General features: G+C 74.3%; 21 protein-coding genes and 2 tRNA genes. 5 read left to right on the forward strand and 18 right to left on the reverse strand.

The features are described 5' to 3' along the window. Window positions 1–18: 18 nt before the first annotated feature. The 7 genes from ACZ3J7_RS08990 to ACZ3J7_RS09020 form a co-directional block, all read right to left on the reverse strand. Window positions 19–633 (reverse strand): response regulator, encoded by a 615-nt coding sequence (locus tag ACZ3J7_RS08990; protein ID WP_465618349.1) that lies wholly within the window; start codon window positions 631–633, stop codon window positions 19–21. Next, window positions 633–1,874, reverse strand: coding sequence for a sensor histidine kinase (locus ACZ3J7_RS08995; RefSeq protein ID WP_465618351.1), 1,242 nt, complete (start codon window positions 1,872–1,874; stop codon window positions 633–635). The genes ACZ3J7_RS08990 and ACZ3J7_RS08995 overlap by 1 nt, the downstream gene beginning before the upstream one ends. 38 nt (window positions 1,875–1,912) lie before the next feature. Continuing rightward, on the reverse strand, window positions 1,913–2,731 hold the full coding sequence (locus tag ACZ3J7_RS09000) for an ABC transporter permease (RefSeq protein WP_465618353.1): 819 nt from the start codon (window positions 2,729–2,731) through the stop codon (window positions 1,913–1,915). Further along, complete coding sequence (locus tag ACZ3J7_RS09005; protein WP_465618354.1) at window positions 2,728–3,747, reverse strand: ABC transporter ATP-binding protein; 1,020 nt, start codon at window positions 3,745–3,747, stop codon at window positions 2,728–2,730. Before ACZ3J7_RS09005 ends, ACZ3J7_RS09000 begins: the two co-directional genes overlap by 4 nt. 154 nt (window positions 3,748–3,901) lie before the next feature. Then, window positions 3,902–3,977 (reverse strand) — tRNA-Gly (locus tag ACZ3J7_RS09010). A gap of 44 nt (window positions 3,978–4,021) precedes the next feature. After that, window positions 4,022–4,094, reverse strand: a tRNA-Gly gene (locus ACZ3J7_RS09015). Between the two features lie 154 nt (window positions 4,095–4,248). Further along, window positions 4,249–4,566 (reverse strand): histone-like nucleoid-structuring protein Lsr2, encoded by a 318-nt coding sequence (locus tag ACZ3J7_RS09020; RefSeq protein WP_014136949.1) that lies wholly within the window; start codon window positions 4,564–4,566, stop codon window positions 4,249–4,251. A 444-nt stretch (window positions 4,567–5,010) separates the two neighbouring features. Here ACZ3J7_RS09020 and purS point away from each other — a divergent pair, with 444 nt between their 5' ends. The 4 genes from purS (at window position 5,011) to ACZ3J7_RS09040 (ending at window position 9,084) form a co-directional block, all read left to right on the forward strand. Then, window positions 5,011–5,265 carry a phosphoribosylformylglycinamidine synthase subunit PurS gene (purS, locus tag ACZ3J7_RS09025; RefSeq protein WP_176189184.1) on the forward strand — a complete coding sequence of 85 codons (255 nt, stop codon included), beginning with the start codon at window positions 5,011–5,013 and terminating at the stop codon, window positions 5,263–5,265. Continuing rightward, a complete protein-coding gene (gene purQ / locus ACZ3J7_RS09030) occupies window positions 5,262–5,939 on the forward strand; it encodes a phosphoribosylformylglycinamidine synthase subunit PurQ (protein WP_465618357.1) in 678 nt (225 codons plus the stop codon). Before purS ends, purQ begins: the two co-directional genes overlap by 4 nt. Further along, on the forward strand, window positions 5,939–8,194 hold the full coding sequence (purL, locus tag ACZ3J7_RS09035) for a phosphoribosylformylglycinamidine synthase subunit PurL (protein ID WP_465618359.1): 2,256 nt from the start codon (window positions 5,939–5,941) through the stop codon (window positions 8,192–8,194). The genes purQ and purL overlap by 1 nt, the downstream gene beginning before the upstream one ends. 77 nt (window positions 8,195–8,271) lie before the next feature. Then, complete coding sequence (locus ACZ3J7_RS09040) at window positions 8,272–9,084, forward strand: maleylpyruvate isomerase family mycothiol-dependent enzyme (protein ID WP_465618361.1); 813 nt, start codon at window positions 8,272–8,274, stop codon at window positions 9,082–9,084. Between the two features lie 31 nt (window positions 9,085–9,115). Here ACZ3J7_RS09040 and ACZ3J7_RS09045 read toward each other — a convergent pair whose 3' ends face one another. The 4 genes from ACZ3J7_RS09045 to fbaA form a co-directional block, all read right to left on the reverse strand. Beyond that, the gene (locus tag ACZ3J7_RS09045) at window positions 9,116–9,967 is read right to left on the reverse strand and encodes a DUF3152 domain-containing protein (RefSeq protein ID WP_465618363.1); all 852 of its coding nucleotides are present in this window, start codon (window positions 9,965–9,967) and stop codon (window positions 9,116–9,118) included. A gap of 135 nt (window positions 9,968–10,102) precedes the next feature. Then, window positions 10,103–10,969: a nucleic acid/nucleotide deaminase domain-containing protein gene (locus ACZ3J7_RS09050; RefSeq protein ID WP_465618365.1), complete on the reverse strand. Its 867-nt coding sequence runs from the start codon at window positions 10,967–10,969 to the stop codon at window positions 10,103–10,105. 119 nt (window positions 10,970–11,088) lie between these two features. Then, window positions 11,089–11,502 carry a DUF3151 domain-containing protein gene (locus tag ACZ3J7_RS09055; RefSeq protein WP_465618367.1) on the reverse strand — a complete coding sequence of 138 codons (414 nt, stop codon included), beginning with the start codon at window positions 11,500–11,502 and terminating at the stop codon, window positions 11,089–11,091. A gap of 125 nt (window positions 11,503–11,627) precedes the next feature. Continuing rightward, the gene (gene fbaA, locus ACZ3J7_RS09060; RefSeq protein WP_465618369.1) at window positions 11,628–12,650 is read right to left on the reverse strand and encodes a class II fructose-bisphosphate aldolase; all 1,023 of its coding nucleotides are present in this window, start codon (window positions 12,648–12,650) and stop codon (window positions 11,628–11,630) included. 268 nt (window positions 12,651–12,918) lie between these two features. Here fbaA and ACZ3J7_RS09065 point away from each other — a divergent pair, with 268 nt between their 5' ends. Next, on the forward strand, window positions 12,919–13,641 hold the full coding sequence (locus tag ACZ3J7_RS09065; protein ID WP_465618371.1) for a DedA family protein: 723 nt from the start codon (window positions 12,919–12,921) through the stop codon (window positions 13,639–13,641). Between the two features lie 112 nt (window positions 13,642–13,753). Here the strand turns inward: ACZ3J7_RS09065 and pyrE are convergent, their stop codons facing one another. From pyrE to clpB, 7 genes are all read right to left on the reverse strand, one after another. Beyond that, window positions 13,754–14,290 carry an orotate phosphoribosyltransferase gene (pyrE, locus tag ACZ3J7_RS09070; RefSeq protein ID WP_465618373.1) on the reverse strand — a complete coding sequence of 179 codons (537 nt, stop codon included), beginning with the start codon at window positions 14,288–14,290 and terminating at the stop codon, window positions 13,754–13,756. A gap of 34 nt (window positions 14,291–14,324) precedes the next feature. After that, on the reverse strand, window positions 14,325–15,200 hold the full coding sequence (locus ACZ3J7_RS09075) for a CoxG family protein (RefSeq protein WP_465618375.1): 876 nt from the start codon (window positions 15,198–15,200) through the stop codon (window positions 14,325–14,327). A 149-nt stretch (window positions 15,201–15,349) separates the two neighbouring features. Beyond that, window positions 15,350–17,068 (reverse strand): spermine/spermidine synthase domain-containing protein, encoded by a 1,719-nt coding sequence (locus ACZ3J7_RS09080; protein WP_465618376.1) that lies wholly within the window; start codon window positions 17,066–17,068, stop codon window positions 15,350–15,352. A gap of 79 nt (window positions 17,069–17,147) precedes the next feature. Beyond that, window positions 17,148–17,795: a DUF2617 family protein gene (locus ACZ3J7_RS09085; protein ID WP_465618378.1), complete on the reverse strand. Its 648-nt coding sequence runs from the start codon at window positions 17,793–17,795 to the stop codon at window positions 17,148–17,150. Between the two features lie 754 nt (window positions 17,796–18,549). Further along, entirely contained in the window at window positions 18,550–19,719 is a 1,170-nt protein-coding gene (locus ACZ3J7_RS09090) for a pyridoxal phosphate-dependent aminotransferase (protein WP_465618380.1), read from the reverse strand. Between the two features lie 137 nt (window positions 19,720–19,856). Further along, on the reverse strand, window positions 19,857–20,399 hold the full coding sequence (locus ACZ3J7_RS09095; protein WP_465618382.1) for a type III secretion system chaperone family protein: 543 nt from the start codon (window positions 20,397–20,399) through the stop codon (window positions 19,857–19,859). 284 nt (window positions 20,400–20,683) lie between these two features. Beyond that, a complete protein-coding gene (gene clpB, locus ACZ3J7_RS09100; RefSeq protein ID WP_465618384.1) occupies window positions 20,684–23,287 on the reverse strand; it encodes an ATP-dependent chaperone ClpB in 2,604 nt (867 codons plus the stop codon). Window positions 23,288–23,338 lie beyond the last annotated feature (51 nt).

Below are 23,338 nucleotides of genomic sequence, written 5' to 3' on the forward strand. Positions count from 1 at the left end.
GGCTGCGGGGCGCCCGCCTCACAGCCAGCCGTGCTCGCGGGCGATCCGGACCGCCGCGTGCCGGTTCTCCGCGCCCAGCTTGCCCGCCGCCGAGGACAGGTAGTTGCGGACCGTGCCCGGCGAGAGCGCGGCCCGCTCGGCGATCTCGGCGATCGGGGAGCCGTCCGCGGCCAGCTCCAGCACGTCCGTCTCGCGCGGGGTCAGCGGGGAGTCGCCCGCGCTGATCGCCTCCGCGGCCAGCTCCGGGTCCACGTAGCGGCCGCCGGCCCGGACGGTGCGGATGATCCCGGCCAGGTCGGAGGCGGAGACGGTCTTCGGCAGGAAGCCGCGCACCCCGACCTCCAGGGCCCGCTTCAGGTAGCCCGGCCGGCCGTGCCCGGTCACGATCATCACCCGGCACTCCGGCAGCCGGTGCCGCAGCTCGGCCGCCACCTCCAGGCCGTCCAGCCCCGGCATCTGCAGGTCCAGCACCGCGACGTCCGGACGGTGCGCGGCGGCCATCGCCAGCGCCTCCGGGCCGGTCGCCGCCTCCGCGACCACCGCCAGGTCGTCCTCCAGCGCGAGCAGCGCCGCCAGGGCGCCGCGGATCAGGTGCTCGTCGTCCGCGAGCAGTACCCGCACCCGGTCGGTCATCAGGCCAGTCCCCTCGTGTCGAACGGAAGTTCGGCGGTCAGTCGGAAGCGGCCGGGGCCGCCGCCGGCCGTGCTCAGGGTGCCGCCGTGCGCGGCCAGCCGCTCGCCCAGGCCGCGCAGGCCGTTGCCCGAGCCCTCCGCGCGCGGCGGCGGCACGGCGGGCACGCCGTCGTTCTCCACCTCCAGCAGCGCGGTGCCGCCCGAGACCCGCAGCCGGAAGCGGCAGTTCGCGGCCTCCGAGTGCCGCAGCACGTTGGTCGCGGCCTCCCGCACCACCCAGCCGAGCACCGACTGCGCCTCGGCGGGCAGGCCGTCCGCGCCGGACAGCTCGGTGCGGCAGTCGACCTTCGCGGCGCGCAGCACCGAGGCGGCGCCGGCCAGTTCGGTGTGCAGCTCGACGGTCCGGTAGCCGCGCACCACCTCGCGCACCTCGCGCTGCGAGTCCTGCGCGATCCGCTGCACCTCGGTCATCTGGTCGACCGCCTCGGGGCGCTGACGGCGCGCCAGCTGGACGGCCAGCTCGCTCTTCAGCGCGATGGTGGCCAGGTTGCGGCCCAGCACGTCGTGCAGGTCGCGGGAGAACCGCAGCCGCTCCTCGGCGACCGCGAGCCGGGCCTGGGTCTCCCGGGCGGCGTCCAGCTCCCACACCACCTTCGCGGTCCACGCCGAGCAGCGGGTGGTCGCCCCGGCGATCGCCGAGCCGACCAGGCAGCCGAGCACCAGGCCGACCACGAACCCGGAGGGCGTGCCCACCGCGAGCAGCGGCACCGCGAGCAGCGCCACCGCCGCGCCGAGCACCAGCAGGTACTGCCTCGTCGGCAGCGCCAGCGACGCGGTGGCCAGCCAGAAGACCATCGTCACGGTCGCCACCGGCACCGACTCCGTCGACCCGTCCAGCGGCCGCCCGTCGAGCAGCAGCACCGCCAGCGCCAGCCCCGCCGACACCGCGCCGGACGCCGCGACCCAGCCGTGCGGGTGCGGGCGCCGGCCCAGGTAGGCGGGCAGGCCGGTGCGGACCAGCGCCACGTTCAGCGCCGCCGCGAGCAGCGTGCCCGGCACCCCGACCCGCAGCTCCCAGGCCGGGATTCGGCGCTGCGGGTGGGCGGTGCCCAGCAGCGCGTACACCGCGAACACCTGGACCAGCGACACCGTGTACAGCGACCAGCGCATGTACAGCTCGGTGCGCTGCGGTTTGGACAGCTCCCGCCAGCGGTGGATCGGTCGTGGTCTGCGGACCCGCACGGTTCGGTCCCCTGTTCCTCGGCGGTCGTCGGTCGAATCTAGCGGCGCGGCTCCCAGCGGAACCAGCGGCGGGCGCCCCAGGCCGCCGCGCCCGCCCAGGCCGCGGCCAGCAGCAGCGGGAGCCAGGCGTGGCCCCAGGTCGCGGCGAAGCCCTCGGACGGGCCGGTGCCGTCGGTGCCGAGCCAGCCGATGTGCAGCAGCTGGAGCGCGGGGGTGGTCGGCAGCAGGCGGCAGACGTCCGCCACGGTGTCCGGCATCGACTCCAGCGGGATCATCAGGCCGGAGCCGAACTGGGCGGCCAGCATCAGCGGGAGGGTGGTGATGCCGGCCGTCTCCACGGTCCTGGTGATCGCGCTGGACAGCGCGGCCAGACCGGTCAGCAGCAGCGCGGACAGCGCCAGGCCGGCCAGCACCAGCAGCGGGTTCGCGGGCGCCCGCAGGTCGAGCAGCGCGAAGCCGCCGACGCCCAGCAGCAGGCACTGGAGCAGCGCCAGGCCGATCGACGGGAACGCGGTGCCGAGCAGGATCTCGGCGTCCGCGGCCTCGCCGGTGCGCAGCCGCTTCAGCACCAGCTCGTTGCGGCGGGCGGTGTAGGCGGTGGTCAGGTTGGTGTAGACGACGACCAGCAGGACGATGCCCATCGAGCTGGTGACCAGGTTGCCGTTCACGTCCAGCCCGGGGGTGTGCTCGGCGGCGGAGCGCAGGATCGAGCGGAGCGAGCCGACCAGGAGGAACGGCAGCACCAGGGCCAGGAACACCGCGGTGCGGTTGCGGCGCAGCAGCACCGCCTCGGCCTGGCCCAGGGCCAGCAGCCGGGAGAGCGGGGTCAGGGCGGCGGGGGCGGCGGCGGCGCTCATGCGGCGGGTCCGATCTGCGACGGGGCGGGGGAGACGGGCGAGGAGGGGGAGGCGGTCGGGCCGGTCGGGTCGGTCGGGGACGCGGCGACGGCCAGGAAGGCCTCCTCCAGCGAGGCGCTGCGGGCGTCCAGCCGGGCCAGTTCGACCCGGTGGCGGGCGGCCCAGCCGAGCAGTTCGGTCAGCGTGCCCTGCAGGTCGGAGGTGCGCAGCAGCACCCGGCGGCCGTCCAGCTCGATGCTGGTGCCGGGGAGCGGGGGCAGGTCGAGGCCGGTGTGCGGGCCGGTCCGCTCGGGGAGTTCGAAGCCGATCCGGGCGGGGTGGGCGGCCAGCACCTCGGCGACCGTGCCGCCGGTGACCACCCGGCCGTGGTGCATGATCGCCAGCCGGTCGGCCAGCTCCTCGGCCTCCTCCAGGTAGTGCGTGGTGAGCACCACGGTGGTGCCGGCCGCCCGCAGGTCGCGGATCAGCCGCCAGACCGAGGCCCGGGCCTCCGGGTCCAGGCCGGTGGAGGGCTCGTCCAGGAACAGCACCTCGGGACGGCCGAGCAGGGCCATCGCCAGGTCGAGCCGGCGGCGCTCGCCGCCGGACAGCTGCTTGACCCGCACCGTGCGCCGGGGCAGCAGGCCGACCAGGTCGAGCGCCTCGTCGACCGCCCGGGCGCCGGTGGTCAGGCCGGCCCAGCAGCGGCCGGTCTCGGCCAGGGTCAGCTCGCCGGGGAAGCCGCCCTCCTGGAGCATGATGCCGATCCGCGGGCGCAGCGCGGCGCGCTCCCGGCGCGGGTCCAGGCCGAGCACCCGGACCTCGCCGGCGCTCGGCGCGGCCAGGCCCTCCAGCACCTCCAGGGTGGAGGTCTTGCCCGCGCCGTTGGTGCCGAGCAGGGCGAACAGCTCGCCGGGGGCGACGGCGAGGTCCAGGCCGCGGACGGCCTCGAAGCCGCCCCGGCCGGACGGCCCGTAGCGGCGGTGCAGCCCGCGGGCCTCGACGGCGGCGGGGCGGGGACGGCTGGTGTCGGTCATGCCTCCAGCCTCCCGGCGGCCCGGGCCCGCCGGTAGTGCGCTCCCGCACCGCGCGCCGGTGCGTCCGCACGGGTCGGCGGTGACAAATGTCATCGGCGGCGCCCGGGCGCGACAACGCCGAAGGCCCCCCTCGGTGGAGGGGGGCCTTCGGTACTGGAGCGGACGACGAGATTCGAACTCGCGACCCTCACCTTGGCAAGGTGATGCTCTACCAACTGAGCCACGTCCGCAGGATATGGAGTTGTACTGCACCAGTCTGTTCACGCTGACTGCGAGCGGACGACGAGATTCGAACTCGCGACCCTCACCTTGGCAAGGTGATGCTCTACCAACTGAGCCACGTCCGCACGGTGCCTGGGCACCGGCCGCCCCGCTCGGGTTGTTCCCCCGGTTGCGGCGACGAGAAATACTCTACAACATCAATCGGCCTGCTCGCCCCACCCTTCCCCGGCGGTGGTGCCGGGGAAGGGCGTCGGACCCGCAACGGGCCCGTGGGGGAGGTCAGTTGCTCTCGGCGAACGCCTCGTAGACGTGCTTGGGGATGCGGCCGCGGGCGGGCAGCTCGTGCCCGTTCGACTGCGCCCAGGCGCGGACGGCGGCCGGGTCCGGGGTGAGCGCGGTGCGGCGGAAGGACTTCCCGCTGCGGCTCTGCCGGCGGCCGGCGGCGACGAACGGGGCGAGGGCCTCCCGGAGCTTTTCCGCGTTGTCGGCGGACAGGTCGATCTCGTAGGACTTCCCGTCCACGCCGAAGTGCACGGTTTCCGCGGCAGTGCCGCCGTCCAGATCGTCGGAGAGCGTGACGACTACACGCTGAGCCATGGGTGTCAATCCTCTCGGGCAATTCGGCCGTCGGGGGCCTCGGATGCCCCGCCGGTCCGTTGGGCCGGACCGCGGCATCCACCGGCGGGCAGGGAGCCCGCGCCGAGATGCGGCGCGTTCGGCTGCCGGTCGCCCTATTCTGCACCCGAGGGCCGGTGAAATCGTAGAGTTGGGGATTCCTTTTTTCCGGATATTCACGGGCTTCCGGCCGGGCGGGTTAGCCGGGGCGGTTAGCCCGGGCCGATACGGTCCGGATAGCCGCCGCCGGAGACGGGATTAAAGCGGGTAAATCGGATGCGCGGCCGGTGCGTCGGGGGCCTGCGGCCCTTGGGGCGTAAGGGGTGTGGGTCTACGCGCGTTACCGCTGGTGGCCCGCAAGGGGGCCCGACGGTCCGGGTAGTCTGGAGTTCCCCCGCCTTCACGCAATCACCACCGGGAGTGCCAGTGGCACGCGTCGTAGTCGACGTCATGCTCAAGCCGGAGATCCTCGACCCCCAGGGCCAGGCGGTGCAGCGCGCGCTGCCGCGTCTCGGGTTCGCCGGGATCGCCGACGTCCGCCAGGGCAAGCGTTTCGAGCTGGAGCTGGAGGGGCCGGTCGACGACGCCGCGCTCGCCCGCATCCGCGAGGCCGCCGAGACCTTCCTCGCCAACACCGTGATCGAGGACTTCACCGTCCGCGTCGAGGAGGAGGAGAAGTGACCACCCGTATCGGCGTCGTCACTTTCCCCGGTTCCCTCGACGACCGCGACGCCCAGCGCGCGGTCCGCCTGGCCGGCGCCGAGCCGGTCGCCCTCTGGCACCGTGACAAGGATCTCCACCAGGTCGACGCCGTCGTCCTGCCCGGCGGATTCTCTTACGGCGACTATCTGCGCTGCGGCGCCATCTCCCGCTTCTCCCCGGTGATGGACACCGTCATCGAGCAGGCGAAGCTCGGAATGCCGGTCCTCGGTATCTGCAACGGCTTCCAGGTGCTGTGCGAATCGCACCTGCTGCCCGGCGCGCTCACCCGGAACGACTCGCTGCACTTCATCTGCCGCGACCAGAAGCTCCGCATCGAGAACGCCGGGACCGCCTGGACCCGGGATTACTCGGCGGGCCAGGAAATCGTCGTTCCGCTGAAGAACGGCGAGGGCCGGTTCGTCGCCGACGAGCGCGTCCTCGACGAGCTGGAGGCGGAGGGCCGGATCGTGGCCCGCTACCTCGACGTCAACCCGAACGGTTCGTACCGCGACATCGCCGGCATCACCAACGCGGCCGGCAATGTCGTCGGCCTGATGCCGCACCCGGAGCACGCCGTGGAGCCGCTCACCGGCCCGACCACCGAGGGCCTGGGCTTCTTCACTTCCGTCCTGAAGCAGCTGGTGAACGCCTGATGAGCCTCGACACCGTCAAGAACGCCGAGCAGACCCCGGACGCCGCCCAGCCCTGGGCCGAACTCGGCCTCAAGCAGGACGAGTACGCCCGGATCCGGGAGATCCTGGGCCGCCGCCCGACCGGCGCCGAGCTGGCGATGTACTCGGTGATGTGGTCGGAGCACTGCTCGTACAAGAGCTCCAAGGTCCACCTCAAGCAGTTCGGCGAGAAGGCCCCGGAGAACGACGCCATGCTCGTCGGCATCGGCGAGAACGCCGGCGTCGTCGACGTCGGCCAGGGCTACGCGGTCACCTTCAAGGTCGAGTCGCACAACCACCCGTCGTACATCGAGCCCTACCAGGGCGCGGCCACCGGCATCGGCGGCATCGTGCGCGACATCCTGGCGATGGGCGCCCGCCCGGTCGCCGTGATGGACCCGCTGCGGTTCGGCGCGGCCGACCACCCGGACACCCGGCGCGTGCTGCCCGGGATCGTCGCGGGCATCGGCGGCTACGGCAACTGCCTGGGCCTGCCGAACATCGGCGGCGAGGTCGTCTTCGACTCCTGCTACCAGGGCAACCCGCTGGTCAACGCGCTCTGCGTGGGCGTGATGAAGCACGAGGACATCCACCTCGCGAAGGCGTCCGGCCCCGGCAACAAGGTCATCCTGTACGGGGCCCGCACCGGCGGCGACGGCATCGGCGGCGTCTCGGTGCTCGCCTCGGAGACCTTCGACGCGACCGGCCCGGCCAAGCGCCCCGCCGTCCAGGTCGGCGACCCGTTCCAGGAGAAGCTGCTCATCGAGTGCACCCTGGAGATCTTCAAGGAAGACCTCGTCGCGGGCATCCAGGACCTCGGCGGAGCCGGCCTGTCCTGCGCCACCTCGGAGCTGGCCTCGGCCGGCACCGGCGGCATGCGGATCGAGCTCGACACCGTCCCGCTGCGCGACCACACGCTCTCTCCCGAGGAGATCCTCATGAGCGAGTCGCAGGAGCGCATGTGCGCGATCGTCGAGCCCGGCAAGGTCGACCGCTTCCTGGAGATCTGCGAGAAGTGGGACGTCATCGCCACCGTCATCGGCGAGGTGACCGACGGCGAGCGGCTGGAGATCTTCTGGCACGGTGAGCTGGTCGTCGACGTGCCGCCGCGCACCGTCGCCCACGAGGGCCCGACCTACCAGCGCCCGTACGCCCGCCCGTCCTGGCAGGACGCCCTGCAGGCCGACGCCCCGACCGCCGAGCGGCTGGCCCGCCCGGCGAACGGCGCCGAGCTGAAGGACGCGCTGCTCAAGGTCGCCGGCTCGCCGAACCAGGCCTCCAAGGCGTGGATCACCGACCAGTACGACCGCTACGTGCTGGGCAACACGGTGCTCGCCACCCCCGAGGACTCCGGCATGATCCGGATCGACGAGGAGACCAACCTCGGCGTCTCGGTCGCCACCGACGGCAACGGCCGCTACGCCAAGCTGGACCCGTACACCGGTGCCCAGCTGGCCCTGGCCGAGGCCTACCGGAACGTCGCGGCCGGCGGCGCCAAGCCGCTCGCGGTCTCCGACTGCCTCAACTTCGGCTCCCCCGAGGACCCGGACGTGATGTGGCAGTTCGCCGAGGCCACCCGCGGCCTGGCCGACGCCTGCCAGGTGCTCGGCACCCCGGTCACCGGCGGCAACGTCTCGCTGTACAACCAGACCGGCGACGTCGCCATCCACCCGACCCCGGTGGTCGCGGTGCTCGGCGTCATCGACGACGTCACCCGGCGCACCCCGGTCGGCTTCGCCGAGGAGGGCCAGCTGCTCTACCTGCTCGGCGACACCGCCGACGAGCTGGGCGGCTCCGCCTGGACGCAGGTCGTGCACGGCCACCTGGGCGGCCTGCCGCCCAAGGTCGACCTGGAGCGCGAGCGGCTGCTCGGCGAGATCCTGATCGCCGCCTCCCGCGACGGCATGGTCGACGCCGCGCACGACCTCTCCGACGGCGGCCTCGCGCAGGCCCTGGTGGAGAGCTGCCTCAAGGGCGGCAAGGGCGCCCGGGTGGTCGTCCCCGCGGACACCGACCCGTTCGTGTTCCTGTTCTCCGAGTCCGCCGGCCGGGCCGTGGTGGCCGTGCCGCGCAGCGAGGAGCTCCGGTTCAACGACATGTGCGGCGCCCGCGGCCTGCCCGCCACCCGGATCGGCGTGGTGGACGGCGAGGCGCTGGAGGTCCAGGGCCAGTTCACCGTCACCCTGGCCGAGCTGCGCGACGCCCACACCGGCGTCATCGAGGCGCTGCTCGCCTGACGGCTCGTCAACCCGGCGGGGCGGGCGGTTCGGTGCTTCCGGACCACCCGCCCCGCCGGGTTTTGTACGCTGCGGGCATGCCCACCCCGAAGCCCCGAACCTACGACCCGGTGAAGGTGCGCGCCGCGCTCGCCGGGCAGCTCGACGCGATCTCCGCCACCGTCCGCGCGCTGGACGACGAGCAGTTGGCCCTCCCCACCCGGCTGGGCGACTGGCGGGTCCGCGAACTCGTCGCCCACCTCGGCATGGTGGCCAGCTGGGTCCCGCTGCACCTGCACGACCCGCTGCCGCCGCAGGCCCCGATCACGCCGCTCCACTGGGCTGCGAAGACCCGCACCGCGGCCGCCGCGATCAACTCCACTGCCGTCGAGCTGGTGGCCGAGCAGTTCGCCGGGGACGCCGCCCAGGTGTCCGGCGAACTCGACCGGCAGATCGGCGAGTTGTGGAAGGCCGTGGACAGTCCGGCGGGGCAGGAGCCCGGCCGGGTCATCCCGATGCGGTTCGGCCCGATGGCGCTGGCGGACTTCCTGGTCACCCGGCTGGTCGAGACCGTGGTGCACGCCGACGACCTGGCCGCCGCGCTCGGCCGCTCCGACTTCCCGCACGACCGCTTCGCGCTGGCCTCCGCGACCCGGCTGCTCGCCGACGCCTTCGCCACCCAGGTGCCCGGCGGCGCGGTCGAACTGCGGGTCCCCCCGTACGCGGTCGTGCAGGCCGTCGAGGGCCCCCGCCACACCCGGGGCACCCCGCCCAACGTGGTGGAGACCGACCCGCTGACCTGGATCCGCCTCGCCACCGGCCGCCTCGCCTGGTCCGCCGCCCTGGACGTCGCGCTCACCGCCAGCGGCGAGCGCAGCGACCTGTCCGGTTACCTGCCGGTGCTGGGCTGAGCGGACCCCGTCCGTCCCGTGGCGGGAGCCGTCACGGGACGGACGGGCCGCCCAGGTAGTGGCCCTTGGCGTCGTAGGGCCAGGCGTTGGCGGTGCAGCCCTTGAGACCGTAGATCTGCTGCATCATCGCGGGCGCGGGCCTGCCCTGGCCGGGGCAGGTCTCGTGGCCGCGGCCGATGCGGTGGCCGACCTCGTGGTTGATGATCAGGGCCCGGTAGTCGTCCAGCGGGCCGTCGAACTCGGGGGAACCGGTCAGCCAGCGCTTGGAGTTGACCACGACCTGGCTGCCGACGTCGCAGTTCACCTCGCCCCGGGTGTCCAGGCCGCCGGTGGCGCAGATCGCGTCGGTGGTGGCGGGCGAGGCGATCTTGACGGTGAAGTCGTAGCCGCCGGAGGAGACCAGCTGGAAGCTGTCGCGCTTGTTGGTGCTCCAACTGCGCGGATCGGCGAGGACGGCCTGGACGATCTTCGCGGCGCCCGCCGGGTCGATGCCGGTGCCGTCCTCCACCTCGACCCGGTAACGGCGCAGGGTCGTGCCGGTGCCGGTCCTGCTGCCGCCGGCGGTGGCGACGGTGAAGGAGCCGCTGCCGCGGGTCACGACCTCCGGCGGAGCGCTGGAGGCGGGCGGCGCCGGGGGTGGGGTCGTCACCGGCGCGCCCGACGGCGTCGGGCTCGGGGACGCGGCGGGCGGGGCGGAGTCGGCCAGCGGCGGGACGGCCCGGGCCTGGACGGTGGCGCCGTCCCCGGCGGACCCCCGGGGGCCGGAGTGCAGCGCGGCGTACCCGGCGGTGCCCAGCACGGTGAGGGCTGCCAGGCCGCCCACGGCGAAGGCCGTCCGGCGGCGGGCGCGCCGGCGGCGGATCGTCCTGCGGGCTGAGCGCATCGGGGTTCCCTCGGGGCGTGGCGGTCCGGGTGGCCCGTCCGGAGACGGGCCGCACCGAGAACATACGCGGTATGGCCCCGAATGGTTCCGGGTCGGCCCCGAATCGGCCGCCTCCGGTCAGTCCGGTCAGTCCGGTCAGTCCGGCCGGGCGGCGAGCGCGGCGGCGAGTTCGCGGACGCCCGCCTCCCGTTCGGCGGCGGTGTCGCCGTAGTCGAAGCTGTGGGTGAACTCGGCGTGCGGGAAGGTCGCGGCCATCCACCCGCCGCAGTAGTGGCCGGGCGCGAAGCAGGCCTGCAGCTCGGTGTAGACCTCCAGCACGTCGGCGGGCCGCACGCCGGCCCCGGCCAGGTGCGCCCAGAGCGCCTCCTCCGGGTGCCGGGCGAGCGAGCCGTCGGCGGTGAGGACCTGCTCCCCGCCCTGCCCGTCGCGGTACTTGAACGCGGCGTAGCCGGGCACGCCCCGGGTGTGTCGGACGTCCTCCAGCACCCGGGGCCACCAGTTCTCGTCGCTCTCGAAGGCCCGCAGGTCGGTGCCGCGCAGTCGGCTCTCGACCGAGCCGAACAGGCCGAACACCTCCTGCGGGAGTTCGGCGGCGGCCAGGCCGCGCAGCGCGTCGTCGAGCTCGACGAGCGAGTCGAGGAAGGCCGCGAGGGTGGTGCTGACCAGGACGGACGGCTCCCGGTAGGCGAGGTACACCGCCCAGACCCGGCCGGCCGGGTCCACGCACAGCTCGGCGCCCCGGTCGGTGCCCAGCCGGGCCCAGCGGCCCTCGCCGCCGCCCGGCGCGGGCAGGCCGTGCCGGGCGGCGTGGTCGGCCAGCGCCGGGGCGTCGCCGGCCCCGGTGGCGAAGTACGGGCCGACCCGGAGCGGGAGCCCGCAGTCGGCCAGCAGGGCGGCCGCCCCGGCGGGGAGGTCGGTCGCGGCGAGTTCCGCCGCCGTGGGGCGGCGCAGGCCGTCGGGTCCGAAGCGGTCGAGCAGGCGCCGGGAGAGTTCTGCGGTCATGCCGGAAGCCTAGGCGGGGTCCGGACCTGCCCGGGCCCGGCCCGGGCCGTCCGGGAGCGGGCACGGGAACGCCGCCCGGCGCGGGGCCGGGCGGCGTGCGGTCCGCGGGTCGCGCGGGGTCAGTTCAGGGTGTCGGCCGCGGTCGGGGAGGAGTCGCGCAGGAACTGCGCGCAGCGCTCCGCCTCGTCCTTCTCGCCGATCGCGCCGGCCGCCCGGCCCAGCGCGTGCAGCGCCCGCAGGAAGCCGCGGTTCGGCTCGTGCTCCCACGGCACCGGCCCGTGGCCCTTCCAGCCGTTGCGGCGCAGCGCGTCCAGCCCGCGGTGGTAGCCGGTGCGGGCGTACGCGTAGGACTCGACGGTGCGGCCGGCCGCGAAGGCGTCGTCCGCCAGCTGGGCCCAGGCGAGCGAGGAGGTCGGGTGCGCGGCCGCGACCTCGGCGGGGGTGGCACCAGAGGCCAGCAGCTCCAGCGGGCCGGTCTCGGCCGGCAGGTGGGTCGGCGGCGGGCCGCCGAGCAGGTTCTCGTGAATGCTCATGGCCCCCAGTCAACCACCTCCGGCCCCGGCTCCGGGCCGGCCCTCCCCGGACCGGCCCCCCGGGGCCCGGACGCGCCGGTGCCCCCGTCCCGGGGCGGGACGGGGGCACCGGGGGAGAGCGGGACCTACTTCATCCGCTTGCCGGCCGAGCGCAGCTGCTGCGCGGCCTCGGTGACGCGGTGGGCCATGCCGGCCTCGGCCAGCTTGCCCCAGGTGCGCGGGTCGTAGGTGTTCTTCTTGCCGACCTCGCCGTCGACCTTCAGCACGCCGTCGTAGTTGCGGAACACGTGGTCCACGACGGGGCGGGTGAAGGCGTACTGGGTGTCGGTGTCGAGGTTCATCTTGACGACGCCGTTCTCCAGCGCGGTCAGGATCTCCTGCTCGGTGGAGCCGGAGCCGCCGTGGAAGACGAAGTCGAACGGGTCCTGCTTGCCGTACTGCTTGCCGATCTCGGCCTGCAGGTCGGCGAGCAGCTCCGGGCGGAGCACGACGTTGCCCGGCTTGTAGACGCCGTGCACGTTGCCGAACGAGGCGGCCAGCAGGTAGCGGCCCTTCTCGCCCAGGCCGAGCGCCTCGGCGGTGCGCACCGCGTCGGCGACGGTGGTGTACAGCTCGTCGTTGATCTCGTGGGTGACGCCGTCCTCCTCGCCGCCGGTCGGGGTGATCTCGACCTCGAGGATGATCCGGGCGGCGGCGGCCTGGGCCAGCAGCTCCTGGCCGATGGCCAGGTTGTCGGCCAGGGTCTCGGCCGAGCCGTCCCACATGTGCGACTGGAAGAGCGGGTTCTCGCCGCGGGCCACGCGCTCGGCGGAGATCGCCAGCAGCGGGCGGACGTAGCCGTCCAGCTTGTCCTTCGGGCAGTGGTCGGTGTGCAGGGCCACGGTGATGTCGTACTTGGCCGCGACGATGTGCGCGAACTCGGCCAGCGCGACCGCGCCGGTCACCATGTCCTTGTTGTACTGGCCACCCAGGAACTCCGCACCACCCGTGGAGATCTGGATGATGCCGTCGCTCTCGGCCTCGGCGAAGCCGCGCAGGGCGGCGTGCAGGGTCTGCGTCGAGGTGACGTTGATGGCCGGGTAGGCGAACTTGCCCGCCTTGGCCCGGTCGAGCATCTCGTTGTAGGCCTCGGGAGTTGCGATGGGCATGCGAATCCGCTCCTGTCGGTGTGGGGCGATCGGACGACGCTGTCCGAAGGCTCGATACGCCTGTGGTTCACGACATCGATGCGGTACGAGCGATGAGGGTGGCAGCTCGACCGCGGGCCGGACACCTCCGCCATCCTCCCAGACTCCCTCCCGGGACACACCCAGCGGCCCGCCACTTGGGACGGCGCCCCTCCGGCCGACCCCGCCGGAGGGCGACCGGGGGGCCTCTGTTAAGGCTTCGCAAAGCGGTACGGGCTATCCTGCGCCCGTGGAACAACACCTCCAGCTCGCCGTCAACGTCCTCGACGCCAAATCCCTCGTCGCCTCCGTCGGCGCCATCGGGATCCTGGCGATCATCTTCGCCGAGACCGGCCTGCTGGTCGGGTTCTTCTTCCCCGGTGACTCCCTGCTGATCCTGGCCGGTGTCGCGGCCTCCAGCGCCGCCGAGAAGGTCCTCGGCCCCGGCGCCCAGATGAACATCGCCGTCCTGCTGATCGGCGCACCGCTGTGCGCGATCGTCGGGGCGCAACTCGGGCACGTGCTCGGCCGGAAGGTCGGCCCGAAGATGTTCGACAAGCCGAACTCGAAGATCTTCCGGCCCGAGTACGTCACCAAGGCCGAGGAGTACTTCGAGAAGTTCGGTCCGGCCAAGGCCGTCGTGATGGCCCGCTTCATCCCGATCGTGCGGACCTTCCTGAACCCGGTCGCCGGCACCCTGCAGATGCCCGCCAGGACCTTCTTCGTCTGGAACGTGGTCGGGGCCTTCCTGTGGACCGAGACCATGCTGCTGATCGGCTACTTCACCGGTGACCAGCTCGCGCCGGTGATCGACAAGTACCTGCTGCCCGCGATGGCCCTGATCATCCTGATCTCGGTCTCGCCGATCTTCGTCGAGGTCGTCCGCGAGCGGAAGAAGAAGAAGGCCGCGGCGGCGGGCGGCTCCGCCGAGGACGGCGAGCCGGTCGGCAGCGGCCGCCACCGCAAGAGCTGATCCCGGACCGCCCGGAACGGCGAGGGCCCCGACCACCGGAAGGTGGTCGGGGCCCTCGCCGTTCCGCGCCCCGCGCGCGGTTCCACGTGGAACGCGGACGGTCACCCCGGGCTCACAGGCCCAGGTCGTCCAGGGTGTACGCGGTGACGTACGGCAGGTCCGCCGCGGCGATCGCCGGGGCCGCGCCGCGCTCCACGATCACCGCGACGCCGACCACCTCGGCGCCCGCCTCGCGCAGCGCCTCGACCGCGGTCAGCACCGAGCCGCCGGTGGTCGAGGTGTCCTCCACCGCCAGCACCCGGCGGCCCTTCACGTCCGGGCCCTCGATCCGGCGCTGCAGGCCGTGCGCCTTGCCCGCCTTGCGGACCACGAACGCGTCCAGCTTCCGGCCGCGGGCGGCCGCCGCGTGCAGCATGGCCGCGGCCACCGGGTCGGCGCCCAGGGTCAGGCCGCCCACCGCGTCGAACTCCAGGTCCGCGGCCGCGTCCAGCATCACCCTGCCGACCAGCGGCGCCGCCTCGGCGTCCAGCGTGATCCGGCGCAGGTCGACGTAGTAGTCGGCCTCGCGGCCGGAGGAGAGGGTGACCTTGCCGTGCACGACGGCCTTGTCCTTGATCTGCGCCAGCAGGGCGTCGCGGTCGTTGCTCATGGACAGCCAGCTTAGTGGGTGCCCGCCGGGCCGCTCAGCGCCGCCGCAGGGCCCGGACCAGCACCACCGCGCCGCCGATCAGCGCGACCCCGCCGCCGATCATCCACGGCAGCGCGTTGCGCTCGCCCGGCAGGACGGGCAGCAGGCTGGGCTCGGCGCCGCCCCAGCGGGACGCGGCCCGGGCCCGGGCGCTGTGGGCCGGCGGCGCGGGGGCGTAGCGGCCGTGCGGCGGGGCGTGGTCGACCTCCTCGGCGGAGCGGCCGACGATGCTGCGCCGGACCGGGGCGCCCTCCGGGTCGTAGCCGGGCTCCGGGCGGGGGCCGGCCGGGGGCGGGGCGGGCAGGTCGTCCGCGTCGTCGAAGGCGATCAGGTCGGAGAGGTCGTCGTCGAGGTCCTGGCCGCGCTCGCGGTCGTCCAGGAAGACCACGGTGGCGCCGTCCTCGCCGTCCCCGTCGCCGTCCTCGTGGTCGGCGGGTTCGGACAGTTCGGCGACCAGCGCGGCCACCGCCCGGTCGATCAGCCGGCGGCCGGTGCTCTCCAGCGCCTCGTCCTCGAAGCCGGCCAGCCGGCCGGCGGCGGTCAGGCCGGTCTCGAAGCGGACGGCGGTCTCGCCGGGGCGCTCGGTCAGGGTGATCCGCAGGTCGGCGGTGACCGGCGCGGCGCCGCGGATCTCCTCCCCGCTCAGGCGCAGGACGAGCGCGCCGTCCCGCCAGCCGTCCACGGTCAGCCGGCCGGCGAAGGTGATGGTGGACCCGGCGATCCGGACCCTGAGCCGGCTGTCCGCGTCGGCGGGCGCGGACGCCGACGCGACCGCGCTCAGCCCGGGGACGCAGCGGGCCACCAGCTCGCGGTCCACCAGCGCCTCCCGGACCACCTCGGCGGGTACCGGGACGACAACCTCATGCTCCATACCGGCGAGCCTACCGACCGGCCGCCGCCGTGCCGAGCCTTCCACGCGAAGCGGAGGTGTCCAACCTGCCAATGGACGCACCGCGCCCCGCCGCCGCCCGCCCGCGCGGTCCGGCCGGCGGGCCGAACTGCCGGGCGCGCGGGGCGGGTTCAGGGGCCCAGCAGGGTGTGCGGGGGCGGCAGCGGGGACGGGCGGGCGGTGCCCAGCCGCCGTTCGGCGGCCCGCAGCGCGGGCACGCTCAGCGAGCGCGGGGCCGGGGCGTCCGGCGCCAGGCCCAGGGCGGGGGCGGTGCGGGCGGCCAGCAGGAAGGCGGACGGCGGACCGGGGTGCCCGCAGTCCTCGGCGGCGGGCCCGCCGCCCTGGTACGCGACGGCGGCCAGGCCGACGGCCTCCAGACCGGCCGCGGCCGTCCACAGTCCGCCGTCCGGGGCGCCGCCGCGGACCGCGAGCCGGCCCTGGGGGGCCAGCCGCCGGGCGGCCAGGCCGTAGAACTCCAGCGAGCGGTACGCGCCGTCGCCGGCGGCGCCGTCCAGGTCCGAGACGATCACGTCGAAGCGCTCGGCGGACCCCCGCAGCCAGCCCATCGGCTCGGCGCGCACCAGCCGCACCCGCGGGTCGTCGAAGGCGTGCCCGGTGAGCGCGGCGTACGCGGCGTCCCGGCGGGCCAGCGCGGGCAGCTCCGGGTCGCGCTCCACCACCAGCACCGCGCGCACCGCCGGGTCGCTCAGCACCTCGCGCAGCGCCAGGCCGTCGCCGCCCAGCACCAGCACCCGCCCGCTCGGCCCGGCGGCCAGCGCCGGGCGCACCAGCGCCTCGTGGTCGCGGTACTCGTCGGGGCCGCAGACCGCGAGGCGGCCGTCCAGGTACAGCTCCAGCGGCGGGGCGGCGCGCTGGACCGGCACCCGGGGCGCGGCCGGGCGGCCGGCGTCCGCGTCCCGCAGGTCCGGGCCGCCGGCCAGCACGATCTCCTGGTAGCGGCTCTGGGCGGCGAACCGGATCGGGCCGCCGTACAGGGCGTGCCGGGCGGCGCGCTCGATCGCGCCGGTGCAGGCGGCGGCCAGCGCGAGCAGGGCCAGCACCAGGCCGCAGCCCGTCCACAGCAGCAGCCGGGTGCGCGGGGCTGGCTCGGCGCGGAACAGCCAGAGCACCACGACGGAGCCCGCCACCGCGTTCACCGCGCCGGTCAGCAGCGCCCCGGCGGTCTGGCCGACGGTGGGCAGCAGGACGAACGGGAAGGCCAGGCCGCCGACCAGCGCGCCCACGTAGTCGGCGGCGAACAGGTCGGCGACGGCGCGGCCCGCGTGCTCCTGCCGGATCCGCTGGATCAGCGTCATCAGCAGCGGGATCTCCGCGCCGATCAGCAGGCCGATCAGCACGGTGGCGGCGATCAGCGCGACCAGGGTGGCGCGCGGCTGGTGCAGCCACGCCCAGCCGCAGTACAGGGCGAGCGCGGACAGGCCGCCGACCAGCGACAGCGCGTACTCGACCAGGGCGAAGGAGGTGGCCGGGCGGCGGGTGAGGCCCTTGGCGAGCAGCGAGCCGACGCCCATCGCGAACACCATCACGGACAGCACCACGGAGGTCTGGGCGACCGACTCGCCCAGCAGGTGGTTGCCGAGGGCGACCAGTTCGAGTTCGTACACCAGGCCGCAGGCCGCGCAGACGAACGCGGCCAGCAGGACCAGCACCCGGGCCGGCCGGGGGGCCAGGGCCAGCGGTATGGCGCCGCCGGCCCGGACCGCGCCGCCGGGGCCCGAGGCGCGGGGGGCGGTGGGCCGGCGGGCGGCCGCGGGCGGGGGTGCTGGCGGTGGTGCGGCGGCGCGGTCCGGGCCCGGCTGCGCGGGCCGTCCGACCGGGGGGTTGATCATGAATGAACGCTAGGCGAGAGCCCGGGTGAATGGCTGCACCCATCCGGGGGACAGGGCGGTGGGCCGGGTTGACGCCCGCTCACCAGTCGGCCCGGGCCGGTCCCGCCGGGGCGGCCTCCGGGGCGGTCTCCACGGCGGTCTGCGGGGCAGTCCCCGGGACGGTCTCCGGGGTGCTCTCCGGGGCGGTCCGCCCGAACTCGGGCAGCGAGAGCGAGGAGCGGGTGCACACCAGCCGGCCCTCCTGCGGGTAGGCGTGCCAGGTCCGCCAGTGCACCCGGCGGTCCTCGCAGTGCGCGACCAGCGCGGTGAAGGCGCTCGGGTCGCCCGGGAAGACGCCCGCCAGCGCCCGCGGGTGGCCCTCGACCAGGGCCAGCAGCTCCTGGGCGCGGGCCGCGAACACGTGCGGCGGCAGTTCCTCGATCCGGGCGGCGAACTCGTACTCCCAGCCGGCCACCTGCTCCGCGACCCGGGCGGGCAGCGGGGTGCGGCGGCCGGGCAGGCAGGCCACCGTCTCCAGGCAGTCGCCCGGGCCGGCCGCCAGCACCACTTGGTGCGAGGCGCCCAGCAGCCGCAGCTGGAGGGTGCCGCGGAGGCCGTCCGGGGCACCGGAGGGCTCGTCGAGTCTGAGGTCGCGGACGGCCAGCGCGGGCAGCGGTTCGCCGCCCAGCTGCCAGGCCAGGTCGCCGGCGCGGGTGTCCGTGTAGGAGGTCTGCAGGGTGGTGAGCATGCTCGGCTCCGCGTTTCAGCTCCGTGCGCGCCCCCGCTGCGACCGGAGTCCGCCCCATCATCCGTGAGGCTGTTCGAGACTGTCCGATCCGGGGCGCGGCCGACCGTGGAAGGAGGGATTCCGGCTGGAGATTCAGCAGCAGAGAAGCACGGATTCTCCGGGTCCGTCGGGGATTTACCCATGTTTGGCACTCATTCACCGTTCTGAGGCCTGTGTCCGACTGGGTGTGATCGGTCCCGGGTTGCACTCCGCCCGCCGCACGACCGTGCGCGGGTGCCGCGCGCCGTGCACGCCGGTGGTGCACCACCCGTGCCCCCGCGCCCGGCCCGCCCGTCCCGCCCCTCTGTCCGTCCGTCCGTCAGTCCGTCCGTCAGTCCGGAACCGTCACGGTCGGTGAAGCGTCCTGAACGGTGGGCATCACGGGGGTGCCCAACTCCGGGGGCGACGTGTCGCTCGAACTGCCGTCCGAACTGGTCTGGCTCATGGACCTGATGGGGCTGAACCGGCCGGACGTGGACGAGGACGAGCTGCGGGAGTCGCACGACGACACCGACGCCCTGGGGGTGGCCGCCGAGGGCGTGCTGGTGGCCGAGGGCGCGGTGATCGCCCTAACTCGTCGTGATGGCGGCCGAGATGACCGCGGCCGCCGCCGCGGTGGAGCTTCCGGCAGGTGCCGGGACGGCCGGAGAACGAGCGGCTCCGCAGGTTCCACCGCGCCCGCGCGCGGTGTGACCCGGCGCGGGGCCGGGCCGGGTCACACCGGGCGCAGGGTGCGCAGCCGGGCGGCGGCCTCCTCCAGGAGTTCGACCCGCTTGCAGAAGGCGAACCGGACCTGGCTGCGGCCGGCCTCGGTGTCGTCGTAGAAGACGGCGTTGGGGATGGCGACCACCCCGCAGCGCTCGGGCAGGGTGCGGCAGAACTCGACGCCGTCCTTCTCGCCGAGCGGGGTGATGTCGGTGGTGATGAAGTACGTGCCCTGCGGCTCGAAGACCTGGAACCCGGCCTCGGCGAGCCCCCGGGCGAGCAGGTCGCGCTTGCGGTGCAGGTCGGCGCGGAAGTCGGCGTAGTAGGCGTCGGGCAGCCGCAGGGCCTCGGCGACGGCGTACTGGAAGGGGCCGGCCGAGACGTAGGTGAGGTACTGCTTGGCGGTGCGGACGGCGGCCACCAGGGCGGGGGAGGCGGTGACCCAGCCGACCTTCCAGCCGGTGAAGGAGAAGGTCTTGCCGGCCGAGGAGATCGACACCGTGCGCTCGCGCATGCCCGGCAGGGCGGCCAGCGGGTGGTGGGCGCCGGTGAAGACCAGGTGTTCGTAGACCTCGTCGGTGACGACCAGCAGGTCGTGTTCGACGGCGAGTTCGGCGATCGCGGCGAGCTCCTCGGGGGTGAGGACGGTGCCGGTCGGGTTGTGCGGGGTGTTGACCAGCAGCAGCCGGGTGCGCGGGGTGACCAGGGAGCGCAGTTCGTCCAGGTCGGGCCGGAAGCCGGGCGCGCGCAGGGTGAGCGGGACGCGCTTGGCGCCGGCCATGGCGATGCAGGCGGCGTACGAGTCGTAGAACGGCTCGAAGGCGATCACCTCGTCGCCGGGCTCCAGCAGGGCCAGCAGGGCGGCGGCGATCGCCTCGGTGGCGCCGGCGGTGACCAGCACCTCGGTGTCGGGGTCGACCGTCAGGCCGTAGAAGCGCTGCTGGTGCTCGGCGATCGCGGCGCGCAGTTCGGGGACGCCGGGCCCCGGCGGGTACTGGTTGCCGAGGCCTTCGCGCAGCGCCCGCACCGCGGCCTCGCGGACCGACTCCGGCCCGTCGGTGTCGGGGAAGCCCTGTCCGAGGTTGATCGCGCCGGTGGCGGTGGCCAGGGCGGACATCTCCGCGAAGACGGTCGTTCCCATGCCCGCCAGGCTGCGGTTCAGCAGCGGCCTCGTGCTCATCGGTGGCTCCTCGCGGTTCGTCGTCGGGGCCATCCTCCAGGCTGCGGCGGCGGACGCCAAGAGCCGGGCCGGGGGAGCGGGACGGGCCCGCCGCCCGCGTGCGCGGGGGACGGGCCCGTCCGGGGAGCGGCGGGGGCTCAGGCCTCGTCGGCCGGGCCCTGCTCGGCGGACTCACCGTCGGCCTGCTCGGCGGGGCCGTCCAGGCGCTCGGCCATCCAGCGCTCGAAGCCGACCGCGGCCTCGGTCCAGTTGGCGGTGGTGCCGACGAAGAACTCCGGGTTGACGCCGCCGCCGACGATCATCTGCGACTCACCGATCAGCCGGATCACGCCGTCGTGGGTGTGGGTGTAGACCTTGGGCCACAGGGTCTCGCGGTTCCACTCGTCGATCATGGCGAGCACCTCGGGCTTCTGCTCCGAGGTGAACGGACGGTCGTAGAACGCCCGGACCGCGAACAGCTCCTTCTGGTCACCGCGGAACATGTAGTAGACGCGGAAGTTCTCCCAGGGAGCGGTGAGGTCGCCCTCTTCGTCCACCACGTGCTTGAGCTGCATCTGGTCGAGCAGCTGGGCGACCAGGTCCTGGTTCGGGACGATCACCGGCGGCGGACCGGCCGGAGCGCCCCCCTGCGGCGGCTGCGGCAGGCCGAAGGACGGGATGGACGACGGGTCGATGCTCACGGGGATGTCCCTTTCACGGTGCACGGTCGGCTGCCGATGGGGGGCCGCCTCTCCTGGCACCATCCTGCCTCATCCGGCGCTCGTGGCACAGGGTGCACCCCGGCTCGTGACCGTGTCCGGGCAAGTCCCGCCGGGGCGCTCCGGGCGGCCTCCGCCGGGGCGGTCGGGGCGGCTCCGGGCGGCGCTCCGCCGGACGGCGGCTCAGCAGGCGAGCGGGGTGCGGGAGTTGCGGACCCGGGGGCGGGCGGAGCCGGACCGGCCGGTCCCGCCCGCCCCCGGGGGCGTCACTTCTCCAGCGAGGTGCGCGGCTCGACGGTCAGCCGGTCGGAGCCGACCTCGTGGTCGACCACCACCGTCTCGCCGTCGTGCACCCGGCCGGAGAGGATCTGCTTGGCGAGCTGGTCGCCGATCGCGGACTGCACCAGCCGGCGCAGCGGACGGGCGCCGTACGCCGGGTCGTAGCCGGTGAGCGAGAGCCAGTCCCGGGCGGCCGGGGTGACGTCCAGGGTGAGCCGGCGCTCGCGCAGGCGGCGGGAGAGCGCGGCGACCTGGAGGTCGACGATCCGGCTGAGCTCCTCGGTGCCGAGCGGCTCGAAGACCACGATGTCGTCGAGCCGGTTCAGGAACTCCGGCTTGAAGGACTGCCGGACGGTCTCCAGCACCAGCTCCTTCTTCCGCTCCTCCGGCGTGGCCGGGTTCACCAGGTACTGGGAGCCCAGGTTGGAGGTGAGGATCAGGATCGCGTTGCGGAAGTCGACCGTGCGGCCCTGGCCGTCGGTGAGGCGGCCGTCGTCCAGCACCTGGAGCAGCACGTCGAACACCTCGGGGTGGGCCTTCTCCACCTCGTCCAGCAGGACGACGCTGTACGGGCGGCGGCGGACCGCCTCGGTGAGCTGGCCGCCCTCCTCGTAGCCGACGTACCCGGGCGGGGCGCCGACCAGGCGGGAGACCGAGTGCTTCTCGCCGTACTCGCTCATGTCGATCCGGACCATGGCGCGCTCGTCGTCGAAGAGGAAGTCCGCCAGGGCCTTGGCCAGTTCGGTCTTGCCGACGCCGGTCGGGCCGAGGAAGAGGAACGAGCCGGTCGGACGGTCCGGGTCGGCGATGCCGGAGCGGGTGCGGCGGACCGCGTCGGAGACCGCGCGGACGGCCTCGTGCTGGCCGATCAGGCGCTTGCCGAGCTCCTCCTCCATCCGCAGCAGCTTGGCGCTCTCGCCCTCCAGCAGCCGGCCGGCCGGGATGCCCGTCCAGGACGCGACCACGTCGGCGACGTCGTCCGGGCCGACCTGCTCCTTGACCATGGTGGTGCCCGGCTCGTCCGCCGCGCGGTCCTGCGCCTCGGTGAGCTCGCGCTCGGCGGCCGGGATCTCGGCGTACATCAGCTTGGAGGCGCGCTCGAAGTCGCCGTCGCGCTGGGCGCGGTCCAGGGCGCCGCGCAGGTCGTCCAGGCGCTCCTTGAGCTCGCCGACCCGGTTGAGCGACTTCTTCTCCTGCTCCCAGCGGGCGTTGAGGGTGCTCAGCTGCTCCTGCTTGTCGGCGAGGTCGCGGCGGAGCCTGCCGAGCCGCTCGACCGAGGCCGGGTCGGACTCCTTCTCCAGCGCCAGCTCCTCCATCCGCAGCCGGTCGACGGAGCGCTGCAGCTCGTCGATCTCGACCGGGGAGGAGTCGATCTCCATCCGGAGCCGGGAGGCGGACTCGTCGACCAGGTCGATCGCCTTGTCGGGCAGGAAGCGGGAGGTGATGTACCGGTTGGACAGCGTGGCGGCGGCGACCAGGGCGGCGTCGGTGATCTCCACCTTGTGGTGCGCCTCGTAGCGGCCCTTGAGGCCGCGCAGGATCGCGATGGTGTCCTCGACGGAGGGCTCGCCGACCATCACCTGCTGGAAGCGGCGCTCCAGGGCCGGGTCCTTCTCGATCCGCTCGCGGTACTCGTCCAGCGTGGTGGCGCCGACCATGCGCAGCTCGCCGCGGGCCAGCATCGGCTTGAGCATGTTGCCCGCGTCCATCGCGGAGTCGCCGCCGGCGCCCGCGCCCACCATGGTGTGCAGCTCGTCGATGAAGGTGACCACCTGGCCGTCGGAGGCCTTGATGTCGTTCAGGACGGCCTTCAGCCGCTCCTCGAACTCGCCGCGGAACTTCGCGCCCGCGACCATCGCCGCCAGGTCGAGCGCGACCAGGCGCTTGCCGCGCAGCGACTCCGGCACGTCGCCCGCGACGATCCGCTGGGCCAGGCCCTCGACCACGGCGGTCTTGCCGACGCCGGGCTCGCCGATCAGCACCGGGTTGTTCTTGGTGCGCCGGGACAGCACCTGCACCACCCGGCGGATCTCCTGGTCGCGGCCGATCACCGGGTCGAGCTTGCCGTCCCGCGCGGCCTGGGTCAGGTCGGAGCCGTACTTCTCCAGCGCCTTGTAGGTGCCCTCCGGGTCCGGCGAGGTGACCCGGCCGCTGCCGCGGACCTCCTTGAACGCGGCGAGCAGCGCCTTGGCGGTGGCGCCGTGCTGCTTCAGCAGGTCGGCGACCGGGCCGCCCTCGGCGGCCAGGCCGACCAGCAGGTGCTCGGTGGAGACGTACTGGTCGTCCAGGTCGGCGGCGCGCTTGCCGGCCTCCTCCAGCACCGCGAGGGTGTCCCGGGCGAGGTTGGGCGCGGCGACGGTGGAACCCTGGGCGGCGGGCTGGGCGGCGGCCTGTCGGCGGGCCTCGGCGGTGACGCGCGCGGCGTCCGCCCCGACGGCCTCCAGCAGCGGGCGGGCCAGGCCGTCCGGCTGGTCGAGCAGGGCCAGCAGGATGTGCACCGGCTTGACGTCCGGGTTCCCCGCGGCGCTGGCCTGCCGGATGGCGGAGGACAGGGCCTCCTGCGTCTTGCTGGTGAACTTACTGGCGTCCACTGCGGGCATACCCCTCTCGACTCGGGACTGGTACGGGTCTGCTGACTACAG

It is taken from the genome of Kitasatospora sp. NPDC015121 (genome assembly GCF_055562955.1).